Consider the following 18,788-nt stretch of genomic DNA (forward strand, 5'->3'; position numbering starts at 1 on the left):
GCAGGAAAGGGGAATCGATCAGCGCTGGATTTCGCGATCGCGGTCCAGCTCGTACGGCAGATCCAGCAAGTGCAGACCGGGCCCTTCGAGTGTCCCCAGATGCAGGTTGCCGTCTTCCACCGCCTCGGCCTGCAGCACGGCCAGCAGTTCCACTTGATCGGGTGCCTGGGCGGCCAGGACCACTTCGCCGATGGCGCTGTTGTGGGTCGGGGAGAACATTGGGGTGCCGGGGACGGGAAGCTCGCCTGCGGGCAATGCGAGGCGGTAAAGGCGGCGCTTGAGCTTGCCCAGGTACTGCATGCGGGCGACGATTTCCTGGCCGGTGTAGCAGCCCTTCTTGAAGCTGACGCCACCCACGGCCTGCAGGTTGAGCATCTGTGGAATGAACAGCTCGCGGGTCTGTGCCATGACCTGGCCCAGGCCGGCGCGGATCTGGCCCAGCAGCCACTGGTTGAGCTCGCCCTGGGGCAGTTGCGCGGCCAATTGTCGAGCCAGGTGCTCGGCCTGTTCTGCCGGGCCCCAGAGTTCGGCGCGGTCGCTGGACACGCGTATGGCGATCAGGTCGCCGGCTCGGACCACAGCGCCGTCTTCCTGTGGCAGTTCGAGGCTCAGGTCGCGGAGGGTGGCGTCGCCGCCGGCCAGGCCGAAACGCACCCAGCTGGCGCTTTCGTCGCTGAGCTTGGCCTTGGAGAACACGGCGTATTTCTTCAGGTCGGCCAGTTGCGGTTCGAGCAGTTCGCTGGCCATGGCCAGCAGGCAGCCGTCACCTTGCACAAGGATGCGGAAACTCGACTGCATGCGACCTTTCTGGTTGCAGCGCGCGCCGAGGCTGGATTGGCTGTCGCTGAGGTAATTGAGGTTGCAGGTCAACTGACCCTGAAGGAATTTGCTGGCATCAGGGCCGCGGACGGCGAGGACGCCTTCGTGGGACAGGGGGCAGAAAAAAGCGGAGTCAGCCATGGTTCATCGCAGGGTAAAAAAGTCTGGGGCACATCATAAGGGGGCGCCCCTGAAATGGATAGTTCACAAAGGATAGCCGGTGGCCGACCAAAGCCGACTGTTCTCGTGTGCCCCTGGCTGTATACTTGCGCTCTATTTGAGGAGCGCTCCATGGTTGAAGATGTTGAACTGAATCGCCTCTACTGGCACAGCCGTCGCGGCATGCTTGAGCTGGACGTGTTGCTGGTGCCGTTCGTCAGGGAGGTGTACCCGCATCTCGATGAGACTGATCGCGAGTGCTATCGCAAGCTGCTGGAATGCGAGGATCAGGACATGTTCGGCTGGTTCATGGAGCGCAGCGAGTCCGAGGACCCTGAGCTGCAGCGCATGGTTCGCATGATTCTGGATCGTGTCCAACCCAAGTAGCGTGTTCGAGTGCCGCTGGCGTGCTTCAAGGCAACTGCTGGCGGCCTACCTGATGGCCCAGGCATTCGCCGTGGCGGCCATTGTTCTTTTGCAGTGTGCGCCTGTCGCCAAGTTCCTGGGGCTGTTGTTGTGCCTGTTGCATGCCGGCTGGGTGCTGCCTCGACAGATTCTCCTGACTCACCCCCGGGCGTTCACGGGCTTGCGGTATTCGGCAGAGGGTTGGCAGTTGTGGAGCCCGGCCAAGGGCTGGCAGGCGGTGCAGTTGCGCCCTGACAGCCTGGCGTTGCCGCTGATCGTGGTGCTGCGTTTTCGCGTGTGCGGCGAGCCGTGGGTGCGTTCTCTGTGTGTGCCGCGGGATGCGCAGGCGGCCGATGTGCATCGGCGCCTGCGGGTGCGGCTCAAGTTCGGCCGGCGTAGGTGGGCGGCTGCAGAATAGTGTCCCGGGCCTCGGGCAACTGCTGCGGGTAGTCGAGGGTGTAGTGCAGGCCGCGGCTTTCCTTGCGCTCCATGGCCGAGAGGATCATCAGCTCGGCGACCTGGGCCAGGTTGCGCAACTCGATCAGGTCGCGACTGACCTTGTAGTTGCTGTAGAACTCGTCGATCTCATCCAGCAGCAGGCGCACCCGGTGCTGAGCCCGTTGCAGGCGCTTGTTGGTGCGCACGATACCCACGTAGTCCCACATGAAGCGCCGCAGTTCATCCCAGTTGTGCGCAATGATCACGTCTTCGTCGGAATCGGTGACCTGGCTGGCGTCCCAGGCGGGCAGGGCGGCGGGAATCGAGACCTGGGGCAGTTGCTCAAGGATGTCGGCTGCCGCCGAGCGGGCATAGACGAAGCACTCCAGCAACGAGTTGCTGGCCATGCGGTTGGCCCCGTGCAGCCCGGTGAAGCTGGTTTCGCCGATGGCGTACAGGCCGGGCACGTCGGTGCGGCCCCGCTGGTCGACCATCACCCCGCCACAGGTGTAGTGGGCCGCCGGTACCACCGGGATCGGCTGCTGGGTGATGTCGATGGAAAACTCCAGGCAGCGTTCATACACCGTCGGGAAATGGCTTTTGATGAACGCGGCCGGCTTGTGGCTGATGTCCAGGTAGACGCAGTCAATCCCCAGGCGCTTCATTTCGTGGTCGATGGCCCGGGCGACGATATCCCGCGGAGCCAGTTCGGCCCGTGGATCGAAGCGCGGCATGAAACGTTCGCCATTGGGCAGCTTGAGGTGGGCGCCTTCGCCGCGCAGGGCCTCGGTGATCAGGAAACTCTTGGCCAGCGGGTGATACAGGCAGGTGGGGTGGAACTGGTTGAACTCCAGGTTGGCTACCCGGCAGCCCGAGCGCCAGGCCATGGCAATGCCGTCGCCACAGGCGCTGTCGGGATTGCTGGTATAGAGGTAGACCTTGGCCGCACCGCCAGAGGCGAGAATCACGAAGCGTGCGCCGAAGGTGTCGACTTGGCCGGTGCCGCGATTGAGCACGTAGGCCCCCAGGCAGCGGTCGCCTTCCAGGCCCAGGCGCTTTTCGGTGATCAGGTCGACGGCGACCCTTTGCTCCAGCAGCTCGATGTTGGGGTGTTGTCGGGCCTTGGCCAGCAAGGTCTTGAAGATCGCCGCGCCGGTGGCGTCTGCGGCATGGATGATCCGCCGGTGGCTATGGCCGCCTTCGCGGGTCAGGTGGAATTCGAAGCCGCTTTCATCGCTGCCGGCGTCTTCGTCGCGGGTGAAGGGGACGCCCTGGTCGATCAGCCACTGGATGGCTTCACGGCTGTGCTCGACGGTAAAGCGCACCGCATCTTCATGGCACAAGCCGCCACCGGCATTGAGGGTGTCATCGACGTGGGATTCGACGGTGTCGGTATCGTCCAGCACGGCGGCTACACCGCCCTGGGCCCAGTAGGTTGAACCGTTGGCTAGGTCGCCCTTGCTCAGGACGGCAATACGCAGGTGGCTGGGCAGGTTAAGGGCCAGGCTCAAGCCGGCGGCGCCGCTGCCAATCACCAGAACATCGTGTTGAAACTGTTGGCTCATTTGAAGGATTCCGCTCAAAGCGACCCAATATGGGGTTGGCGCAAGACGCCTGAATCGGCGAGTCAAAGCAGCCACACAGCCCACTAGTATATAGAGGGGGGGATCGGCACAATAGTCGCGCCTTCATGGCGTTGTGCGACTTCGCTGAGCAAAAGCGTTGCTCTCGACCAGCCTCTTCTCGCGGCATTCCAGCTTCCGCGCGGGTTGATCGAAGAAGTAAGGCGGTTTTTCTCTTCACCGTTACACAATCTTCGTTCGGCACAGCTATAAAGATTGGGAACTTTTGCCAAGGCCTCAAACTCAATAGAAGGTTGCCTGAAAGAAGGGACAGCGTCGGTTCTGGCCAGGGTTTGCAGTCTGTTCCTTGTGACAGAAATCGACGACAGGATTATTCGCGCAGCCGGCCTTGCCCGCGCTGCGTTTTTCGTGCGTGCCGGATCAGAGCCCGCAGGAAACTTGCTTGGAGGGGGAGAACTTTTGCGAAAAGCCCGAGTCTATGTTTGCAAGCCTGATCGATTAGTGATGCAAGCCTCCTCCGAGCTTATCGAGGAGTGTTCATGCTAACCCAGGAAGAGGATCAGCAGCTGGTCGAGCGCGTTCAGCGTGGCGACAAGCGAGCGTTCGATCTGCTCGTGCTGAAATACCAGCACAAAATTCTCGGGTTGATCGTGCGTTTCGTGCACGACACCCATGAAGCCCAGGATGTCGCACAAGAAGCCTTTATCAAGGCTTACCGTGCACTAGGTAATTTTCGGGGGGACAGCGCGTTCTATACGTGGCTGTACCGTATCGCCATCAACACGGCGAAAAACTATCTGGTTTCACGCGGCCGTCGGCCGCCGGATAGCGATGTCAGTTCTGAGGATGCGGAGTTCTATGACGGCGATCATGGCCTGAAGGATCTCGAATCGCCGGAACGTGCATTGCTGCGGGATGAGATCGAAGGCACCGTCCATCGAACCATTCAGCAACTACCGGAAGATTTGCGTACAGCCTTAACTTTACGTGAATTCGATGGTCTGAGTTACGAGGACATTGCCAGCGTCATGCAGTGTCCGGTGGGTACCGTGCGATCCCGGATTTTCCGCGCTCGGGAAGCCATCGATAAAGCCCTGCAGCCGTTGTTGCAGGAAACCTGAGACAGCGGCGACAGCCAAGAGAGGAACCGCCATGAGTCGTGAAGCCCTGCAGGAATCGCTGTCCGCGGTGATGGATAACGAAGCGGACGAACTGGAATTGCGTCGGGTATTGAATGCCGTCGACGAAGTGGAAACCCGTGAGACCTGGGCTCGTTATCAAATCGCCCGGGCAGCCATGCACAAGGAGTTGCTGCTTCCGCGTCTGGACATCGCCGCTGCGGTTTCTGCAGCCCTGGCCGATGAAGCTGTACCGGCCAAAGCGTCTCGTGGACCTTGGCGCAGCCTGGGTCGTCTGGCGGTCGCTGCGTCTGTGACTGTAGCGGTACTCGCGGGTGTACGTCTGTACAACCACGATGAGATCGCAGGTGTTGAGCTTGCTCAGCAAGCGGGTCAGCCAACCCTGGCCGCCCCACAAGTCAAAGGCCCTGCCGTTTTGGCCGGCTACAATGAAAGCTCGGAAGCCACCGGCCCCATGGCCAATGGCGTATTGCAAGGTCAGCCCGGCTGGCACGACCAGCGTCTGCCAAGCTACCTGCGTCAACATGCGCAGCAAGCTGCACTCAAAGGCACTGAAAGCGCACTGCCTTATGCCCGTGCGGCAAGCCTGGAAAACCGCTAAGGAGGATCATGCGCGCCATCCCTCTACTCTCGCTTCTGCTCAGTGGCTGGTTTGTGGTTCCAGCCCACGCCGACGAAGCCCAGGACTGGTTGCAGCGTCTTGGGCAAGCGGAACGGCAGCAAAGCTTTCAGGGCACCTTCGTCTACGAGCGCAATGGTAGTTTTTCTACCCATAACATCTGGCATCGCGTCCAAGATGGAAAGGTCCGTGAGCGTTTGATCCAGCTCGACGGATCCGCTCAAGAGGTTGTGCGCGTCGATGGTCGTACCCAATGCGTCAGCGGTACGCTGGTGGCAGGCTTGGGGGATGCCCCGGACTCTGCGGCGCGTGCGCTGGATCCGCAGAAACTCAAGAATTGGTATGAACTTGCCGTTATCGGCAAGTCACGCGTGGCCGGGCGTCAGGCGGTGATCGTTGCGGTCACGCCGCGAGACCAGCATCGTTACGGCTTCGAATTGCATCTGGATCAGGAAACCGGCTTGCCGCTCAAGTCCCTGTTGTTGAATGACAAGGGACAGTTGCTTGAGCGCTTTCAGTTCACCCGTCTGGATACCGCCGATGTACCGGATGACAACGAGCTGCGTGCCAGCCTGGACTGCAAACCGGTGGTTCTGGATAGCGACAAGGCCTCGGCGATCAAGAGTACCCAAGCTTGGCACTCCGACTGGTTGCCTCCGGGGTTCGAGTTGACCAGCAGCAGCGCCCGCAAGGATCCGCAAACCAAGTCCGTGGTCAACAGCCTGCTGTATGACGATGGTTTTGCGCGTTTTTCCGTGTTCCTCGAGCCCCTCAATGGCGAGGCGGTAACCGACACTCGTTCGCAGTTGGGGCCGACTGTCGCAGTATCGCGGCGCTTGACCACCCCCGAAGGCGAAATGATGGTCACGGTGGTCGGGGAAATTCCGATTGGCACCGCCGAACGTATTGCCCTGTCCATGCGTTTCGATGCCGCCACCAAACAATGAACCTTTATTGGTTGTGTAAGAGGTCAATCATGGCTGATCCACAATTGAGAAGATGAAATGTTTGGTGAGCAATTTCATTTGCAAAATCCACAAAGTTTTTTTATAGGTCAGAACCCCCTCGGTTCTGACCTTATTTGTCGTTCCTGGAGCAAAAGTGCCACCCCTGTCTTTTCGGCATTTGCTGCTTCATATCGCTTAACCACGCTCGTCGTAACGGGAGCCGTATGTCGATACCACGCTTGAAGTCCTACTTCACCATTCTTGCCACCGTACTGGTGCTGGGTCAGGCCGTGTCTGCCCAGGCAGCCGAGTTGCCCGATTTCACCCAACTGGTCGAGCAGGCCTCGCCCGCAGTGGTGAACATCAGTACCACGCAGAAACTGCCCGATCGCCGGGTTTCCAACTCAGCGCAGATGCCCGATCTGGAAGGCCTGCCGCCAATGCTGCGGGAGTTCTTCGAGCGCGGCATGCCCCAGCAGCGCTCCCCGCGTGGTGATCGCCAGCGCGAGGCGCAATCCTTGGGTTCGGGCTTCATCATCTCCCCGGATGGCTACATTCTCACCAACAACCACGTGATCGCCGATGCGGACGAGATCCTCGTGCGCCTGGCCGACCGCAGCGAATTGAAAGCCAAGCTGATCGGCACCGACCCGCGCTCCGACGTGGCGCTGCTGAAGATTGATGGCAAAGACCTGCCCGTGCTGAAACTGGGCAAATCCCAGGACCTCAAGGCTGGCCAATGGGTCGTGGCCATCGGTTCGCCGTTCGGTTTTGACCACACTGTGACCCAGGGCATCGTCAGCGCCATCGGTCGCAGCCTGCCGAACGAAAACTATGTGCCGTTCATCCAGACCGACGTGCCGATCAACCCGGGCAACTCCGGTGGTCCGCTGTTCAACCTGGCCGGTGAAGTGGTGGGGATCAACTCGCAGATCTACACCCGTTCCGGTGGCTTCATGGGCGTGTCCTTCGCCATCCCGATCGATGTGGCGATGGACGTCTCCAATCAGCTGAAAACCGGTGGCAAGGTCAGCCGAGGCTGGCTGGGCGTGGTGATTCAAGAGGTCAATAAAGACCTGGCTGAGTCCTTCGGCCTGGAAAAACCTGCCGGTGCACTGGTGGCTCAGGTTCAAGATGGCGGTCCGGCAGCCAAGGGTGGCTTGCAAGTGGGTGACGTGATTCTCAGCCTCAATGGCCAGCCCATCGTCATGTCTGCCGACCTACCGCACCTGGTGGGCGCGCTGAAGGCCGGGGCCAAGGCTAATCTGGAAGTGATCCGCGACGGCAAGCGCAAGAACGTCGAGCTGACCGTCGGTGCCATCCCCGAGGAAGACAAGGACCTGAGCATGCTGCCCAAGTCCGGAGTCGAGCGCAGCAGCAACCGTCTCGGCGTGGCCGTGATCGAACTCAACGATGAGCAGAAGAAAGCCTTCGACCTCAAGGGTGGCGTTGTCATCAAGGAAGTTCAGGATGGTCCTGCGGCGCTGATCGGCCTCCAGCCGGGCGACGTGATCACTCACCTGAACAACCAGGCGATCACCACCGCGAAGGAGTTCACTGAAATCGCCAAGGCGCTGCCGAAGAATCGTTCGGTGTCCATGCGTGTTCTGCGTCAGGGGCGAGCCAGCTTCATTACCTTCAAGCTGGCCGAATAACCCGCCAGCCTTAAGGGTTGCCCAATAAAAAGCCCGCCTCGTATGAGGCGGGCTTTTTTATGGCCGCACTCAAGGTCAGCGCATCATGTCCTTGACCATCTGCTCCTGATCCATCATCTCGCGCTGACGCGCATCGATTCTCGAGGAAAGCGGGAAGTTGCTGCCGGCCCGGCGCTTGGCGAAGTCCAGCTGCTGGATGGCCTGGCGATAGTCGCCGACCAGGGCAAAGTACTCGGCTCGCGCCTGGTGCAGGCCGATGATGTTGCCGGACAGGCCGCGGGTTTCCGCCACCAGGTACCAGACGTCCGGGTCATCCGGGCGACTTTTCAACAGGCCCTCCAGGGCTTTTTCCGCGTCCGCCGGGCGGTTCTGCTTGAGCAGAAGATCAACCCGGACCTGGTTCAGCGGATAGTTGCCGGGGTACAGGTTGAGCATTCGCTCGACCCGACTTTGCGCATCCGGCAGGCGGCTGTTGGCCATGTCCAGCTCGATCTGGGCCAGGTTGTAGGTGATGTCATTGGGCGACTTGGCCAGCAACGGCTTGAGGTTTTCCCGAGCCTCGTTCCACTGGCTGCCCTTGATCTGGGCGATAGCCAGGCCGTAGCGCGCAATGTCGTTCTTCGGATTTTCGTCGAGCTGCGCGCGAAAACGCTTGGCGGCCAGGCCCGGGGACTCTTCATAGTTGAGTTGCACTCGGGCACGAATCAGTTGATAGCGCAGGCTGTCTTCGGTACCGCCCTGCTTGGCCTGTTCGGCACGGTTGCGGGTGTCGGCGATCCGCGACTCGGTGACCGGGTGGGTCAAGAGGAATTCCGGCGGCTTGGCATCGAAGCGGTACTGGCGCATCAGGCGCTCGAACATGGTGGGCATCGAGCGCGGATCGTAGCCGGCCTTCTCCAGATTGAGGATGCCGATACGGTCGGCTTCCTGCTCGTTCTGTCGGGAGAAGCGCCGCTGTTCCTGGATCGCCGCGGCCTGGGTGCCGGCGATGGTGGCGATCCCGGCATCCCCGGCACCGGCGGCGGCGATCACGATCCCGGCCAGCAATGCGGCCATCATTGGCACCTGCATGCGCTGCTGGGCTTCGACGCCGCGGGCAAAGTGGCGTTGGGAAAGGTGCGCCAGTTCGTGAGCCATCACCGAGGCGTACTCTCCCTCGGTCTGGGCGTTGAGAAACAGACCGCCGTTGACCCCGACAATCCCGCCGGGAGCGGCAAAGGCGTTGAGCTGCGGGCTGTTGATCAGGATGAACTCCAGGCGCCGGTCGTTGACCTGGCTGGTCTCCACCAGTTTGTAGACGCTGGTTTCGACGTAGTCCTTGAGCTGCGGGTCATTGAGCTGCGAGACCTGGCTGCGCAGCAGCGCCAGCCAGGCACGGCCCAGTTGGTGTTCCTGTTGCGGCGAGACAATGGCTGAACTGGCATCACCGAGTGACGGCAGGTCGTCGGCGAAGCCCGGTGAGGCGAGCAGGCAAGCGAGCGTCAGCAGGGTAGGGCGCAATAAATTCATGCACAAAGCCTTATTCGACAAAGGCTCTACTGTAGCTGGCCGCTGGTCCGGGGACCAGACAAAGGCGGTGAAAACTCTGCGGATCCAAGGTGCTTTCTGGCAAATTCCAGCGTCTACCCCATAAGCCCTTTGTCACAGCGGTGTGTGTTTGGGGCAAGGCTTGTTTATTGCCGGGGGCTTGAGCTTGCAGGGTATTCTAGGCGCCTGAATTCATGATCGGAGTAAGTTCAATGACCGATGTTGTCGCCCATGATGCCGAGCTGGACGCCAGCGGGCTCAATTGTCCGCTGCCGCTGCTCAAGGCCAAGATGGAACTCAATCGCCTGGCCAGTGGCGCGGTGCTCAAGGTCATTGCCACCGATGCCGGGTCCCAGCGCGACTTTCGCACCTTTGCCCGTCTGGCCGGTCATACCCTGCTGCACGAAGAGGACGATGCCGGGGTCTATCGTTACTGGCTGAAAAAGGCCTGACGGCCGCTCATCGATTTCACCTAAGGATCATTGATGTTCAAAGTGCTACGCGACTGGATACAGCGCTACTTCTCGGATGAAGAGGCGGTGGTGCTCGCCGTCCTGCTGTTCCTGGCCTTTACGGCGGTGCTGACCCTGGGCGGCATGCTGGCGCCGGTGTTGGCGGGCATGGTCCTGGCGTACCTGATGCAGGGGCTGGTGGTGAGCCTGGAGCGCCTGCGCCTGCCGGGCGGCGCGGCGGTGGGACTGGTATTTGCCTTGTTCATGGGCTTGTTGCTGGTCTTCATCCTGGTGGTGGTGCCGTTGCTCTGGCACCAGTTCGTCACCTTGTTCAACGAGTTGCCCGGGATGCTCGCCAAGTGGCAATCGCTGTTGCTGCTGTTGCCCGAACGGTACCCGCACCTGGTGTCGGACGAGCAGGTGCTGCAGGCCATCGAGGTGGCCAGGGGCGAGATCGGCAAGTTCGGGCAATGGGCGTTGACCTTCTCCCTGTCCAGCCTGCCGTTGCTGGTGAACATCATGATCTACCTGGTGCTGGTGCCGATCCTGGTGTTTTTCTTCCTCAAGGATCGGGCGATGATCAGCCGCTGGGTCATCGGCTATCTGCCGCGGGAGCGGACCCTGATTACCCGGGTTGCCCACGAAATGAACCGGCAGATTGCCAACTACATCCGCGGCAAGGTCATCGAGATTGTCATCTGCGGCGGCGTGACCTACATCGCCTTCGTCGCCCTGGGCCTCAACTACGCGGCGTTGCTGGCGCTGCTGGTGGGCATTTCGGTGGTGGTGCCTTATGTCGGCGCTGTGGTGGTGACGGTGCCGGTGGCGCTGATTGCGCTGTTCCAATGGGGCTGGAGCGACCAGTTCATCTATTTGATGGCGGTCTACGGGATTATCCAGACCCTGGATGGCAACGTGCTGGTGCCGCTGCTGTTCTCCGGTGCGGTGAACCTGCACCCGGTGGCGATCATCTGTGCGGTGTTGTTGTTCGGCGGGCTGTGGGGCTTCTGGGGGATTTTCTTTGCGATTCCCCTGGCCACCTTGTTCAAGGCGGTGCTGGATGCCTGGCCAAGGAAGGATCCGGTGGTGGCGCCTTTACTCTAGATACGCGGGGCGGCTGATTCAGCCGCCCCGGTCATTTCAGGCCTTGTTCAGGGCCTGGGCCGCGGCCAGTACGGCGTCGACGTGGCCCGGAACCTTCACCCCGCGCCATTCCTGGCGCAGCACACCGTCCTTGTCGATGAGGAAGGTGCTGCGGTCCACGCCCAGGTATTCCTTGCCGTAGAGCTTCTTCAACTTGATCACGTCGAACAGCTGGCAGACGGCTTCGTCCTTGTCGCTGATCAGTTCGAAGGGGAATTCCTGCTTGCACTTGAAGTTCTCGTGGGACTTCAGGCTGTCGCGGGAAACGCCGAAGACTTCGGTGTTGGCAGCCTGGAAGGCGGCGTATTGATCACGAAAGCCCTGGCCCTCGGTGGTGCAGCCCGGCGTGCTGTCCTTGGGGTAAAAGTAGATCACCACTTGCTTGCCCTTGAGGCCGGACAGGCTGACGGTCTGGCCGCTGGTGGCAGGGGCCTGGAAATCGGTGACGGGTTGGTCGATAGCAACGGCCATGGGAGCTTCCTTACATGGGGTTCTGTGGGCGCCAGGGTTCGATCAGCGCATCGAGGTTCATGGCATCGGCAAAATCCAGGAACTGATCGCGCAACCAGCTGATCTGGGTGCCGGCGGGCAGGGTCACGGTGAAGGTGGCGTTGAGCATGGTGCCTCCGGTCTGCGGAGCCTGGTAGGTATCGCAGGTGAGGTTTTCCAGCTCGACATGGTGGTCGATGAAAAACTGGCACAGCTCGTTGACGATGTCCGAGCGATAAGCCGCGCTGACATAAGCGACGTAAGGCAGAGCCTGAGGGCGGCTTTCCAGGGCTGCGCTGCGCACCACATTGACGGTGAAGGCGTGCTTCTTGGCCAGGAACGGCAGGCTGCTCTCCAGGCGTGCCAGGGCGTCCCAGCTGCCGGAAATCTCCAGCACCAGGGCGCTGCACTCGCCATGCCGGGTCAGGCGCGAGGTCACGACGGCGCAGCGGTTTTCATGGCTGGCGCGGCACAGGACGTTGGTCAGCTCCATGGGGTTGGCGCCGAGGGCACTGATGACAAGGAATTGTTCGCGAACTGTGGGGGTGGACATGCAGCATTCCTAAAGCGATGAGCGGTCGATACTTTTGACAAGTCGGTGTCGGGCAAACGCTGCCAGCGACTTCTCAGGGCCCCGGACCACCAGCCGGCGACAGGTCCCGGAACATCCGGAACACGGGCTGACAATGCAGGAATGGGGCTTTGGAGAAGCGACAGGCAGGCGATAACCCGGTTTACACGCTTATCGGTAGCGATCAAAGCCTGAAGGGTAGCGAAAACCATCGCTCAGGGGAATGCTCACGGCGCGGGACTTCGCTTGTGCAAGGAACTTGGCGCCAGTACCATTACCGCTCTCTTTTTCCGGCAGGAGCGGTTGCATGATTGCGGGCAGTATGGTGGCACTGGTCACACCCATGGATGCACAGGGAAATCTCGACTGGGACAGCCTGAGCAAACTGGTGGACTTCCACCTGCAAGAGGGCACCAACGCCATCGTGGCGGTCGGCACCACAGGTGAATCGGCCACTCTGGATGTCAACGAGCACATCGAAGTGATTCGTCGGGTGGTGGCCCAGGTTGCAGGGCGCATTCCGGTGATTGCCGGTACCGGCGCCAACTCGACGCGTGAAGCGATCGAACTGACCACCAACGCGAAGATCGCCGGCGCCGATGCCTGCCTGCTGGTGACTCCGTACTACAACAAGCCGACCCAGGAAGGCCTGTACCAGCATTTCCGCGCCATTGCCGAGGCCGTGGACATTCCGCAGATCCTCTACAACGTTCCCGGCCGTACCGCATGCGACATGCAGGCCGAGACCGTGATCCGCCTGTCCAGCGTGAAGAACATCATCGGCATCAAGGAAGCCACCGGCGACCTGCAGCGGGCCAAGGCGATCCTGGCCGGCGTGCCCAGCGATTTCCTGGTGTACTCCGGCGATGACGCCACCGCGGTCGAGCTGATCCTGCTGGGCGGCAAGGGCAATATCTCGGTGACCGCCAACGTCGCCCCCCGAGCCATGAGCCAGATGTGCGCCGCCGCCATGGCTGGCGATGCCGCCAAGGCCCGCGAGATCCACGAAACCCTGATGCCGCTGAACAAGACACTGTTCATCGAATCCAACCCTATTCCCGTGAAATGGGCCCTGCACGAAATGGGCTTGATGCCGGACGGTATCCGTCTGCCGCTCACCTGGCTCAGTGCCGCCTGTCACGAACCGCTGCGGCAGGCCATGCGCCAGTCCGGCGTCTTGGTTTAATTGAGGAAGTACAACGCATGAAGCGAATGGCCGGACTTTCCGCACTTGCCTTGATTATCTCCAGCACCAGTGGCTGCGGTTGGATCTGGGGCCCGGAAGGCTACTTCCGTGACCGGGGTAGCGATTACCTGCAAGCGCAACAAACAGCACCTATGCAATTGCCGCCGGATGTCCAGACCTCCAAGCGTCTGGATCCGTTGCTACCAATCCCGCGTAACGTCGCTGACGACAACGTCAAGGGCGAGTACCAAGTGCCGCGTCCGCAGCCGCTGTCGGCGATTGCCGATGCCAGCGACTACACCCTGCAGAAAAGCGGTGATTCGCGTTGGGTCATGGCCCAGCATCCACCGGCCGAAGTATGGCCCGTGGCCGTGCAGTTCTTCCAGGACAACGGCTTCCGCCTGGATCAGCAGCGCCCGCAAACCGGCGAGTTCACCACCAGCTGGCAGCGTTCCGACGAGCTTTCCGCGGCCGTGGCCAAGCGCCTGAGTAGCGCCGGCGTCGCCGCCGACAGCGAAACCCGCGTGCGGGTCCGCATCGAACCGGGCGTGCAGCGCAACACCAGTGAAGTCTACGTGGTCAGCGCCGAGCGTCCTGCCGGCAGCACCGCCGACGTGGAGTTCACCAACCGTTCGCTCAACACCGGCCTGGACGCGGCGCTGGTGGACGACATGCTGGCCAGCATGAGCCGTACTGCCGAGAAAGGCGGTTCGGTGTCCCTGTTGGCGGCTCGTGATTTCGATACCCCAAGCCGGGTCAGCCTCAGCGAAGACGGCAGCGGCAACCCGGTGCTGAACCTGGGCGCCGACCTCGATCGCGCCTGGTCCAGCGTGGGTCGCGCCCTGGAGCAGGGCGAATGGCGGGTTGAGGACATCAACCGCAGCCTGGGTCTGTACTACATCAACCTGGCGGAAAAAGCCGAGAAGAAAAACGACGAGCCGGGCTTCTTCGGCAAGTTGTTCGGCAGCAAACCGGCCAAGGAAGAGATCGAAGCTCGCGCCGAGCGCTATCAGGTTCGCCTGAGCAAGGTCGGCGACAACGTCCAGGTCACCGTCGAGAAGAACATCAACACCGTGGCGCCGGCCGATGTGGCGCGCAAAGTGTTGGGCGTGATTCAGGACAACCTGGGCTGATCAGATGCGTTTTGCCGTTCTCGGCAGTGGTAGCCAAGGGAATGGCACGCTGATCGCCAGTGCTGACACCTGCATCCTGGTGGATTGTGGTTTCTCCCTGCGGGAAACCGAGCGGCGCCTGCTGCGCCTGGGAGTCCATCCCTCGCAGTTGAGCGCCATCCTGGTAACCCACGAACATGCCGACCACGTGCATGGCGTGGGTTTGCTGTCTCGGCGCTACAATTTACCGGTCTACCTCAGCCAGGGCACGTTGCGCGGGATGCGCAAGCCGGTGGAGGCGGCGGGTTTTGTCCGCGGTGGCGAGCAGTTGCAGATCGGCGACTTGTGCATTGACGTGATTGGCGTCGCCCACGATGCCCAGGAGCCTACCCAGTTTGTCTTCAGCGACGGCCAGCGGCGTTTTGGCCTGTTGACCGACCTGGGCTCCTACTGTGCCGACGTACTGCAAGGCTACCGTGGCCTGGATGCCTTGATGATCGAGGCCAATCACTGCCGTGACCTGCTGGCGCGCGGTTATTACCCGTACTTTCTCAAGCAGCGGGTCGGTGGCGACCAGGGACATTTGAATAACCATCAGGCCGCAAGCCTGGTGGCCGAATTGGGATGGCAGGACCTGCAGCATCTGGTCCTGGCCCATCTGAGCAGCAAGAACAACCTGCCGCAGCTGGCCCGGCAATGTTTTGTCGACACCCTCGGGTGCGACCCGGACTGGCTGCAACTGGCCGATCAAGATTCAGGGCTCGACTGGCGTCACATCGCCTAGCCCACCTACGTAGCAAGCGGAGCCCATCATGGAAAAACGTGAAGAACTCTACCGCGGCAAAGCCAAGTCGGTTTACAAGACCGATGACGCCGACCGCTTGATCCTGCTGTTTCGCAACGACACCTCGGCGTTCGACGGCAAGCGCATCGAGCAGCTGGACCGCAAGGGAATGGTGAACAACAAGTTCAACGCCTTCATCATGCAGAAACTCGAAGCCGCCGGCGTGCCGACCCAGTTCGACAAGCTGCTGGGCGACAACGAGTGCCTGGTGAAGAAGCTCGACATGATTCCGGTGGAGTGCGTGGTGCGCAACTACGCGGCCGGCAGCCTGGTCAAGCGCCTGGGTGTGGAAGAGGGCATGAAACTCAACCCTTACACCTTCGAACTGTTCCTCAAGGATGACGCCAAGGGCGATCCGTTCATCAACGAATCCCACGTGGTGGCGTTCGGCTGGGGCACCGCCGAGCAACTGGCGCGCATGAAAGAGCTGTCGCTCAAGGTCAACGAAGTGCTGAGCAAGCTGTTCGATGACGCCGGCCTGCTGCTGGTGGACTTCAAGCTGGAGTTCGGCGTGTTCAGCGACGGCTCCATCGTCCTGGGCGACGAGTTCAGCCCGGACGGTTGCCGTCTGTGGGACAAGGCCACCAAGAAGAAAATGGACAAGGACCGCTTCCGCCAGGGCCTCGGTGATGTCATCGAAGCCTACGAAGAAGTGGCCCAGCGCCTCGGCGTACCGCTGTAATCGACGCAAGCATCTGATAGCACGGAAAAAATTCGCTTAAGGGGCTTCGCTTCAAGCAAATGTGCTGTTATGATGCGCGCCGTTGGAGAGATGCCAGAGTGGCCGAATGGGACGGATTCGAAATCCGTTGTACCTTCACCGGTACCTAGGGTTCGAATCCCTATCTCTCCGCCATACATGAAGTAGATAAAGCCCCCGTAAACGTCGACGTTTGCGGGGGCTTTTTCGTTTCAACCGGTCGACACCACGGTGCCAGGCGCCGATTTTTTCAGGTGGGTCGTAAACCATTTGCTTAGGGGCTTGGGGTCCCAAAGCATGGCGCTTTTTGAGTTGCGGAACAGGAGCCGGACCTACTGTTTTTTCGCTGTGACGTTATCGCGCTGCATGACGTTGATCTCAACGGTCGCTGCTGCCCAGGCAGGCTCATGCGCTGTCCAGTCGCCTTCGATGACCCAAGATTCGCCAGCGGCGAGTTCACCGGCAGTCGGGATGCTTGGCGGGGCTGGACCTGGATGATGTTCGTCAATCCGCAGCTTTCGGCAATATCCAGGTGGTTGTTGGCCACGATCAGTGGGGTGACGAGTAACGAAGGGCGGCCCAGCTGATACCGGGGCCGGTCTTGGGGGGCGTCATGGCCATTCATGGCGTACCCGATGTGTCCCGGCTCGCAGAAGCCGAAAACCTGCCCTGGCGTCTGCTTCAGACGCCGAGGCTTTCCAGGTCCCGGGCCAGCATCACCAACTGGTGGGCCAGGGAGCTTTCGAGTTTTTCGCTGGACAGCTGAAAGCTCGGAGCACCGCAGGTCAGGGCCATGATGCTGCCGTCTGCCAGGCGCAGCGGCACGCCGGCGCCATTGACGTTGCGATCCCATTCTCCCAGTGACAGGCAGAAGCCAAAGGCCTCGTATTCACGGAAGGAGTCCTCCAGGGACTTTTCCAGGGCCGGCCATTCATCTCCGACTTTTTTCGCCACTTCCCGCAGCAGATGGTCACGCTCGATTTTCGGCGTGGCCGCCAGGTAGGCCCGTCCCGCCGCGCTGGTGGCCAGGGGCAGGCGCAGTCCGGGCTCCATGCGCAGACTGGCCACCTCCGGTGGGCGGCTGCTGTCTACATGAATCATCGACAGGCGATCGCGGCAGGTCAGGCTGACCGTAGTGTTGGTGCGCCGGGAGAACTCGTCCATGAAGGGTTTGCCCAACTGGCGAACCCGCAGGCTGGCGGAGTAGGCGTAACCCAGGGCCAGTACCGCCGAGTCCAACTGGTATTTCTCCAGGTCCTGGTTGTACTTGAGGTAGCCCAGCTGCGTCAGGGTGTAGGTCAGGCGGGACACCGTGGGTTTGGGCAGGCCGGTGATGCGGGCGATGTCCTGGTTGCCACGTACCGCGTGACCGTGGGTAAAGGCCCGCAGGACTTCCAGGCCACGTGCCAGGGCTTCGACGAACTTGCGGTCTTTGGGCGCTGGCTCCGGGGCGTCTTTCGGGTCGTGCATGGGGTCTTCCGGTAGGGGGCTGGTGCCGGGCGCAATGCCAGTTGACCACACAGCGAGTTCTTGGAAACAAGGCAAAAATGTTATCCCGGAACCGCTTGAATTGAAATCGACGATTGCCTATCGGAATGCCATTGCACCAGGCAGTCAGCCATCTCGTCACGCGGTCGCGACCTGCTCGATCCGCAGTCAGCGCCGTATCGCTTTAGCGGCTGTCGAGGCGCAGGCGGCCGCGCTTGAAGAGGGAGACCTGTGGTTGCGGCCAGGGTGGCGTGCTGGACGCGGCCATCAGCACAGCCAGAGGGGGCACGCTGCGCTCCGCGCAAGTAAGGCGGCGACACCAGCCGCCCTTTTGGCCAGGGCCTGTGGTGGCCAGTCCGGGAGACTCATGGGTTCGGTGCTTGGCCGAGGGCGATGTAGCGTTGCAGGTGATGATCCTCGTCCCCCAACTGGTGGTCGATCATCACCAGCCGCTTGGCGTAATGGGCCAGTGGCAGTTCCCAGGTCATGCCGATACCGCCATGCAGCTGGATGCATTCCTCCGCCACCAGGGCACCGATGCGACCGATGCTGACCTTGGCCGCCGACAGGCTGCGTTCGCGGGTCAGGCGGTCGGCGTCCAGGGCCGCAGCGGCGTTGATCACCGCCGAACGCGCCTGCTCGATCTCCAGCAGCAACACCGCCATGCGATGCTGCAGCGCCTGGAAACTACCGATAGGACGGCCAAATTGTCGCCGGGTGCGCAGGTAGTCCAGGGTCGCCAGCTTGGCCACTTCCATGGCGCCAAGGGCTTCCGCGCAGAGCGCCAACAGGCCGCGGCCTACGGCCCGTTCGAGGATCGCATGGCCCTGATGCAAGGGCCCCAGCAAGGCCTGTGCCGGCACTATTGCATGGTGCAGGCGCACTTGCGCGACGGGACCGCTATCGAGGGTTGGACAGGCCTGGATCTCCAGGCCCGGGGTGTCCGTCGGCACCAGGAACAGCGAGATGCCCTGGCTATCGTCCAGAGCTCCGGCCGTGCGTGCCACGACCACCAGCAACCCGGCCTGGCGGCCGTTGAGGACCATGCTCTTGATACCGTCCAGGCGCCAGCCGGCAGGGTCCGCCTCGGCGCGGCAGGCGACCCGGTCGGTTGCATAGTGGTTGCCGGGTTCTTCATGGGCCAGGGCGGCGATCAGGCTGCCGTCGATGATGGGCCCCAGGTGCATTTTCTGTGCTTCGGTGCCGGCGCTGGCGATGGCCTCGCCGGCCAATACCGCACTGCCCAGCAGAGGTTCCACCAGCAGTCCGCGGCCTATTGCCTCGAAGACCAGGGCCAGGTCGAAGCCGCCGCCACCGAAGCCGCCGTCGGCTTCACTGAACAGGGCGGCGATGACTCCCAGGTCCGCCAGCTGGCGCCAGATATCAGGATTGAAACCCAGCTCGGACTGTAGGCTCTGCTGGCGCTTCTCCAGGTTGTATTGCTGGGCGATGAAGCGGTTCAAGCTGTCGGCGAGCATGCGTCGTTCTGCGCTGTGTTCGAAGTTCATGGGC

Annotated in this window: 19 protein-coding genes and 1 tRNA gene; 13 read left to right on the forward strand and 7 right to left on the reverse strand. The window is 61.6% G+C overall.

All coding sequences use genetic code 11. The annotated features are described in order from the left end of the window. Positions 1 to 18: 18 nt before the first annotated feature. The gene (locus tag GWQ44_RS02035; protein WP_275926546.1) at positions 19 to 960 is read right to left on the reverse strand and encodes a folate-binding protein YgfZ; all 942 of its coding nucleotides are present in this window, start codon (positions 958 to 960) and stop codon (positions 19 to 21) included. Positions 961 to 1,110: 150 nt separating this feature from the next. Between GWQ44_RS02035 and GWQ44_RS02040 the strand changes: the two genes are divergently transcribed. After that, a complete protein-coding gene (locus GWQ44_RS02040) occupies positions 1,111 to 1,365 on the forward strand; it encodes a succinate dehydrogenase assembly factor 2 (protein ID WP_016963899.1) in 255 nt (84 codons plus the stop codon). Further along, positions 1,349 to 1,801 (forward strand): protein YgfX, encoded by a 453-nt coding sequence (locus tag GWQ44_RS02045; protein ID WP_016963900.1) that lies wholly within the window; start codon positions 1,349 to 1,351, stop codon positions 1,799 to 1,801. The genes GWQ44_RS02040 and GWQ44_RS02045 overlap by 17 nt, the downstream gene beginning before the upstream one ends. Here the strand turns inward: GWQ44_RS02045 and nadB are convergent. Beyond that, positions 1,764 to 3,386 carry an L-aspartate oxidase gene (gene nadB / locus GWQ44_RS02050; RefSeq protein WP_016963901.1) on the reverse strand — a complete coding sequence of 541 codons (1,623 nt, stop codon included), beginning with the start codon at positions 3,384 to 3,386 and terminating at the stop codon, positions 1,764 to 1,766. The two genes, GWQ44_RS02045 and nadB, sit on opposite strands and share 38 nt — an antisense overlap. Positions 3,387 to 3,943: 557 nt before the next feature. Between nadB and rpoE the strand changes: the two genes are divergently transcribed. The 4 genes from rpoE to GWQ44_RS02070 all read left to right on the forward strand — a co-directional run bounded on the left by rpoE (position 3,944) and on the right by GWQ44_RS02070 (position 7,764). Beyond that, complete coding sequence (gene rpoE, locus GWQ44_RS02055; protein WP_007930230.1) at positions 3,944 to 4,525, forward strand: RNA polymerase sigma factor RpoE; 582 nt, start codon at positions 3,944 to 3,946, stop codon at positions 4,523 to 4,525. 31 nt (positions 4,526 to 4,556) lie between these two features. Beyond that, positions 4,557 to 5,144: an anti sigma-E factor RseA C-terminal domain-containing protein gene (locus GWQ44_RS02060; protein WP_016963902.1), complete on the forward strand. Its 588-nt coding sequence runs from the start codon at positions 4,557 to 4,559 to the stop codon at positions 5,142 to 5,144. An 8-nt stretch (positions 5,145 to 5,152) separates the two neighbouring features. After that, the gene (locus GWQ44_RS02065) at positions 5,153 to 6,109 is read left to right on the forward strand and encodes a MucB/RseB C-terminal domain-containing protein (protein WP_275926547.1); all 957 of its coding nucleotides are present in this window, start codon (positions 5,153 to 5,155) and stop codon (positions 6,107 to 6,109) included. A gap of 224 nt (positions 6,110 to 6,333) precedes the next feature. Beyond that, complete coding sequence (locus GWQ44_RS02070) at positions 6,334 to 7,764, forward strand: DegQ family serine endoprotease (protein WP_016963904.1); 1,431 nt, start codon at positions 6,334 to 6,336, stop codon at positions 7,762 to 7,764. Between the two features lie 75 nt (positions 7,765 to 7,839). On the opposite strand, the gene GWQ44_RS02075 is transcribed toward GWQ44_RS02070, so the two are convergent. Then, complete coding sequence (locus GWQ44_RS02075; protein ID WP_275926548.1) at positions 7,840 to 9,273, reverse strand: M48 family metalloprotease; 1,434 nt, start codon at positions 9,271 to 9,273, stop codon at positions 7,840 to 7,842. 230 nt (positions 9,274 to 9,503) lie between these two features. Between GWQ44_RS02075 and GWQ44_RS02080 the strand changes: the two genes are divergently transcribed. Then, the gene (locus GWQ44_RS02080) at positions 9,504 to 9,743 is read left to right on the forward strand and encodes a sulfurtransferase TusA family protein (protein WP_060837996.1); all 240 of its coding nucleotides are present in this window, start codon (positions 9,504 to 9,506) and stop codon (positions 9,741 to 9,743) included. Positions 9,744 to 9,776: 33 nt separating this feature from the next. Further along, the gene (locus GWQ44_RS02085) at positions 9,777 to 10,847 is read left to right on the forward strand and encodes an AI-2E family transporter (RefSeq protein ID WP_060837997.1); all 1,071 of its coding nucleotides are present in this window, start codon (positions 9,777 to 9,779) and stop codon (positions 10,845 to 10,847) included. Between the two features lie 36 nt (positions 10,848 to 10,883). Here the strand turns inward: GWQ44_RS02085 and GWQ44_RS02090 are convergent, their stop codons facing one another. Both GWQ44_RS02090 and GWQ44_RS02095 read right to left on the reverse strand, forming a co-directional pair. Continuing rightward, complete coding sequence (locus GWQ44_RS02090) at positions 10,884 to 11,357, reverse strand: peroxiredoxin (RefSeq protein ID WP_016963908.1); 474 nt, start codon at positions 11,355 to 11,357, stop codon at positions 10,884 to 10,886. Positions 11,358 to 11,367: 10 nt separating this feature from the next. Continuing rightward, a complete protein-coding gene (locus GWQ44_RS02095) occupies positions 11,368 to 11,928 on the reverse strand; it encodes a glycine cleavage system protein R (RefSeq protein WP_016963909.1) in 561 nt (186 codons plus the stop codon). A gap of 325 nt (positions 11,929 to 12,253) precedes the next feature. Here GWQ44_RS02095 and dapA point away from each other — a divergent pair, with 325 nt between their 5' ends. From dapA to GWQ44_RS02120, 5 genes are all read left to right on the forward strand, one after another. Then, positions 12,254 to 13,132: a 4-hydroxy-tetrahydrodipicolinate synthase gene (gene dapA, locus GWQ44_RS02100; RefSeq protein WP_047302470.1), complete on the forward strand. Its 879-nt coding sequence runs from the start codon at positions 12,254 to 12,256 to the stop codon at positions 13,130 to 13,132. Between the two features lie 17 nt (positions 13,133 to 13,149). Then, entirely contained in the window at positions 13,150 to 14,265 is a 1,116-nt protein-coding gene (gene bamC, locus GWQ44_RS02105; protein WP_047302471.1) for an outer membrane protein assembly factor BamC, read from the forward strand. 4 nt (positions 14,266 to 14,269) lie between these two features. After that, positions 14,270 to 15,028, forward strand: a complete 759-nt coding sequence (locus GWQ44_RS02110; protein ID WP_253163082.1) for an MBL fold metallo-hydrolase — start codon at positions 14,270 to 14,272, stop codon at positions 15,026 to 15,028. Positions 15,029 to 15,056: 28 nt separating this feature from the next. Then, a complete protein-coding gene (gene purC / locus GWQ44_RS02115) occupies positions 15,057 to 15,770 on the forward strand; it encodes a phosphoribosylaminoimidazolesuccinocarboxamide synthase (RefSeq protein WP_016963914.1) in 714 nt (237 codons plus the stop codon). An 84-nt stretch (positions 15,771 to 15,854) separates the two neighbouring features. Then, positions 15,855 to 15,944 (forward strand) — tRNA-Ser (locus tag GWQ44_RS02120). A 525-nt stretch (positions 15,945 to 16,469) separates the two neighbouring features. Here the strand turns inward: GWQ44_RS02120 and GWQ44_RS02125 are convergent. Continuing rightward, complete coding sequence (locus GWQ44_RS02125) at positions 16,470 to 17,258, reverse strand: IclR family transcriptional regulator (RefSeq protein WP_199009894.1); 789 nt, start codon at positions 17,256 to 17,258, stop codon at positions 16,470 to 16,472. Between the two features lie 383 nt (positions 17,259 to 17,641). Beyond that, positions 17,642 to 18,784, reverse strand: a complete 1,143-nt coding sequence (locus tag GWQ44_RS02130; protein ID WP_275926549.1) for an acyl-CoA dehydrogenase family protein — start codon at positions 18,782 to 18,784, stop codon at positions 17,642 to 17,644. Between the last annotated feature and the right edge of the window lie 4 nt (positions 18,785 to 18,788).

It is taken from the genome of Pseudomonas sp. 3MA1, assembly GCF_029237275.1.
In the GTDB taxonomy this organism is placed as follows: Bacteria; Pseudomonadota; Gammaproteobacteria; order Pseudomonadales; family Pseudomonadaceae; genus Aquipseudomonas; species Aquipseudomonas fluorescens_AP.

Coding starts and splice junctions, on each gene's coding strand:
- rpoE (WP_007930230.1), top strand. CDS start 3,944: ATGCTAACCCAGGAAGAGGATCAGCAGCTGGTCGAGCGCGTTCAGCGT.
- GWQ44_RS02090 (WP_016963908.1), bottom strand. CDS start 11,357: ATGGCCGTTGCTATCGACCAACCCGTCACCGATTTCCAGGCCCCTGCC.
- GWQ44_RS02095 (WP_016963909.1), bottom strand. CDS start 11,928: ATGTCCACCCCCACAGTTCGCGAACAATTCCTTGTCATCAGTGCCCTC.
- GWQ44_RS02060 (WP_016963902.1), top strand. CDS start 4,557: ATGAGTCGTGAAGCCCTGCAGGAATCGCTGTCCGCGGTGATGGATAAC.
- GWQ44_RS02130 (WP_275926549.1), bottom strand. CDS start 18,784: ATGAACTTCGAACACAGCGCAGAACGACGCATGCTCGCCGACAGCTTG.
- GWQ44_RS02125 (WP_199009894.1), bottom strand. CDS start 17,258: ATGCACGACCCGAAAGACGCCCCGGAGCCAGCGCCCAAAGACCGCAAG.
- GWQ44_RS02070 (WP_016963904.1), top strand. CDS start 6,334: ATGTCGATACCACGCTTGAAGTCCTACTTCACCATTCTTGCCACCGTA.
- purC (WP_016963914.1), top strand. CDS start 15,057: ATGGAAAAACGTGAAGAACTCTACCGCGGCAAAGCCAAGTCGGTTTAC.
- GWQ44_RS02035 (WP_275926546.1), bottom strand. CDS start 960: ATGGCTGACTCCGCTTTTTTCTGCCCCCTGTCCCACGAAGGCGTCCTC.
- GWQ44_RS02065 (WP_275926547.1), top strand. CDS start 5,153: ATGCGCGCCATCCCTCTACTCTCGCTTCTGCTCAGTGGCTGGTTTGTG.
- nadB (WP_016963901.1), bottom strand. CDS start 3,386: ATGAGCCAACAGTTTCAACACGATGTTCTGGTGATTGGCAGCGGCGCC.
- dapA (WP_047302470.1), top strand. CDS start 12,254: ATGATTGCGGGCAGTATGGTGGCACTGGTCACACCCATGGATGCACAG.
- GWQ44_RS02080 (WP_060837996.1), top strand. CDS start 9,504: ATGACCGATGTTGTCGCCCATGATGCCGAGCTGGACGCCAGCGGGCTC.
- GWQ44_RS02085 (WP_060837997.1), top strand. CDS start 9,777: ATGTTCAAAGTGCTACGCGACTGGATACAGCGCTACTTCTCGGATGAA.
- bamC (WP_047302471.1), top strand. CDS start 13,150: ATGAAGCGAATGGCCGGACTTTCCGCACTTGCCTTGATTATCTCCAGC.
- GWQ44_RS02110 (WP_253163082.1), top strand. CDS start 14,270: ATGCGTTTTGCCGTTCTCGGCAGTGGTAGCCAAGGGAATGGCACGCTG.
- GWQ44_RS02075 (WP_275926548.1), bottom strand. CDS start 9,273: ATGAATTTATTGCGCCCTACCCTGCTGACGCTCGCTTGCCTGCTCGCC.
- GWQ44_RS02040 (WP_016963899.1), top strand. CDS start 1,111: ATGGTTGAAGATGTTGAACTGAATCGCCTCTACTGGCACAGCCGTCGC.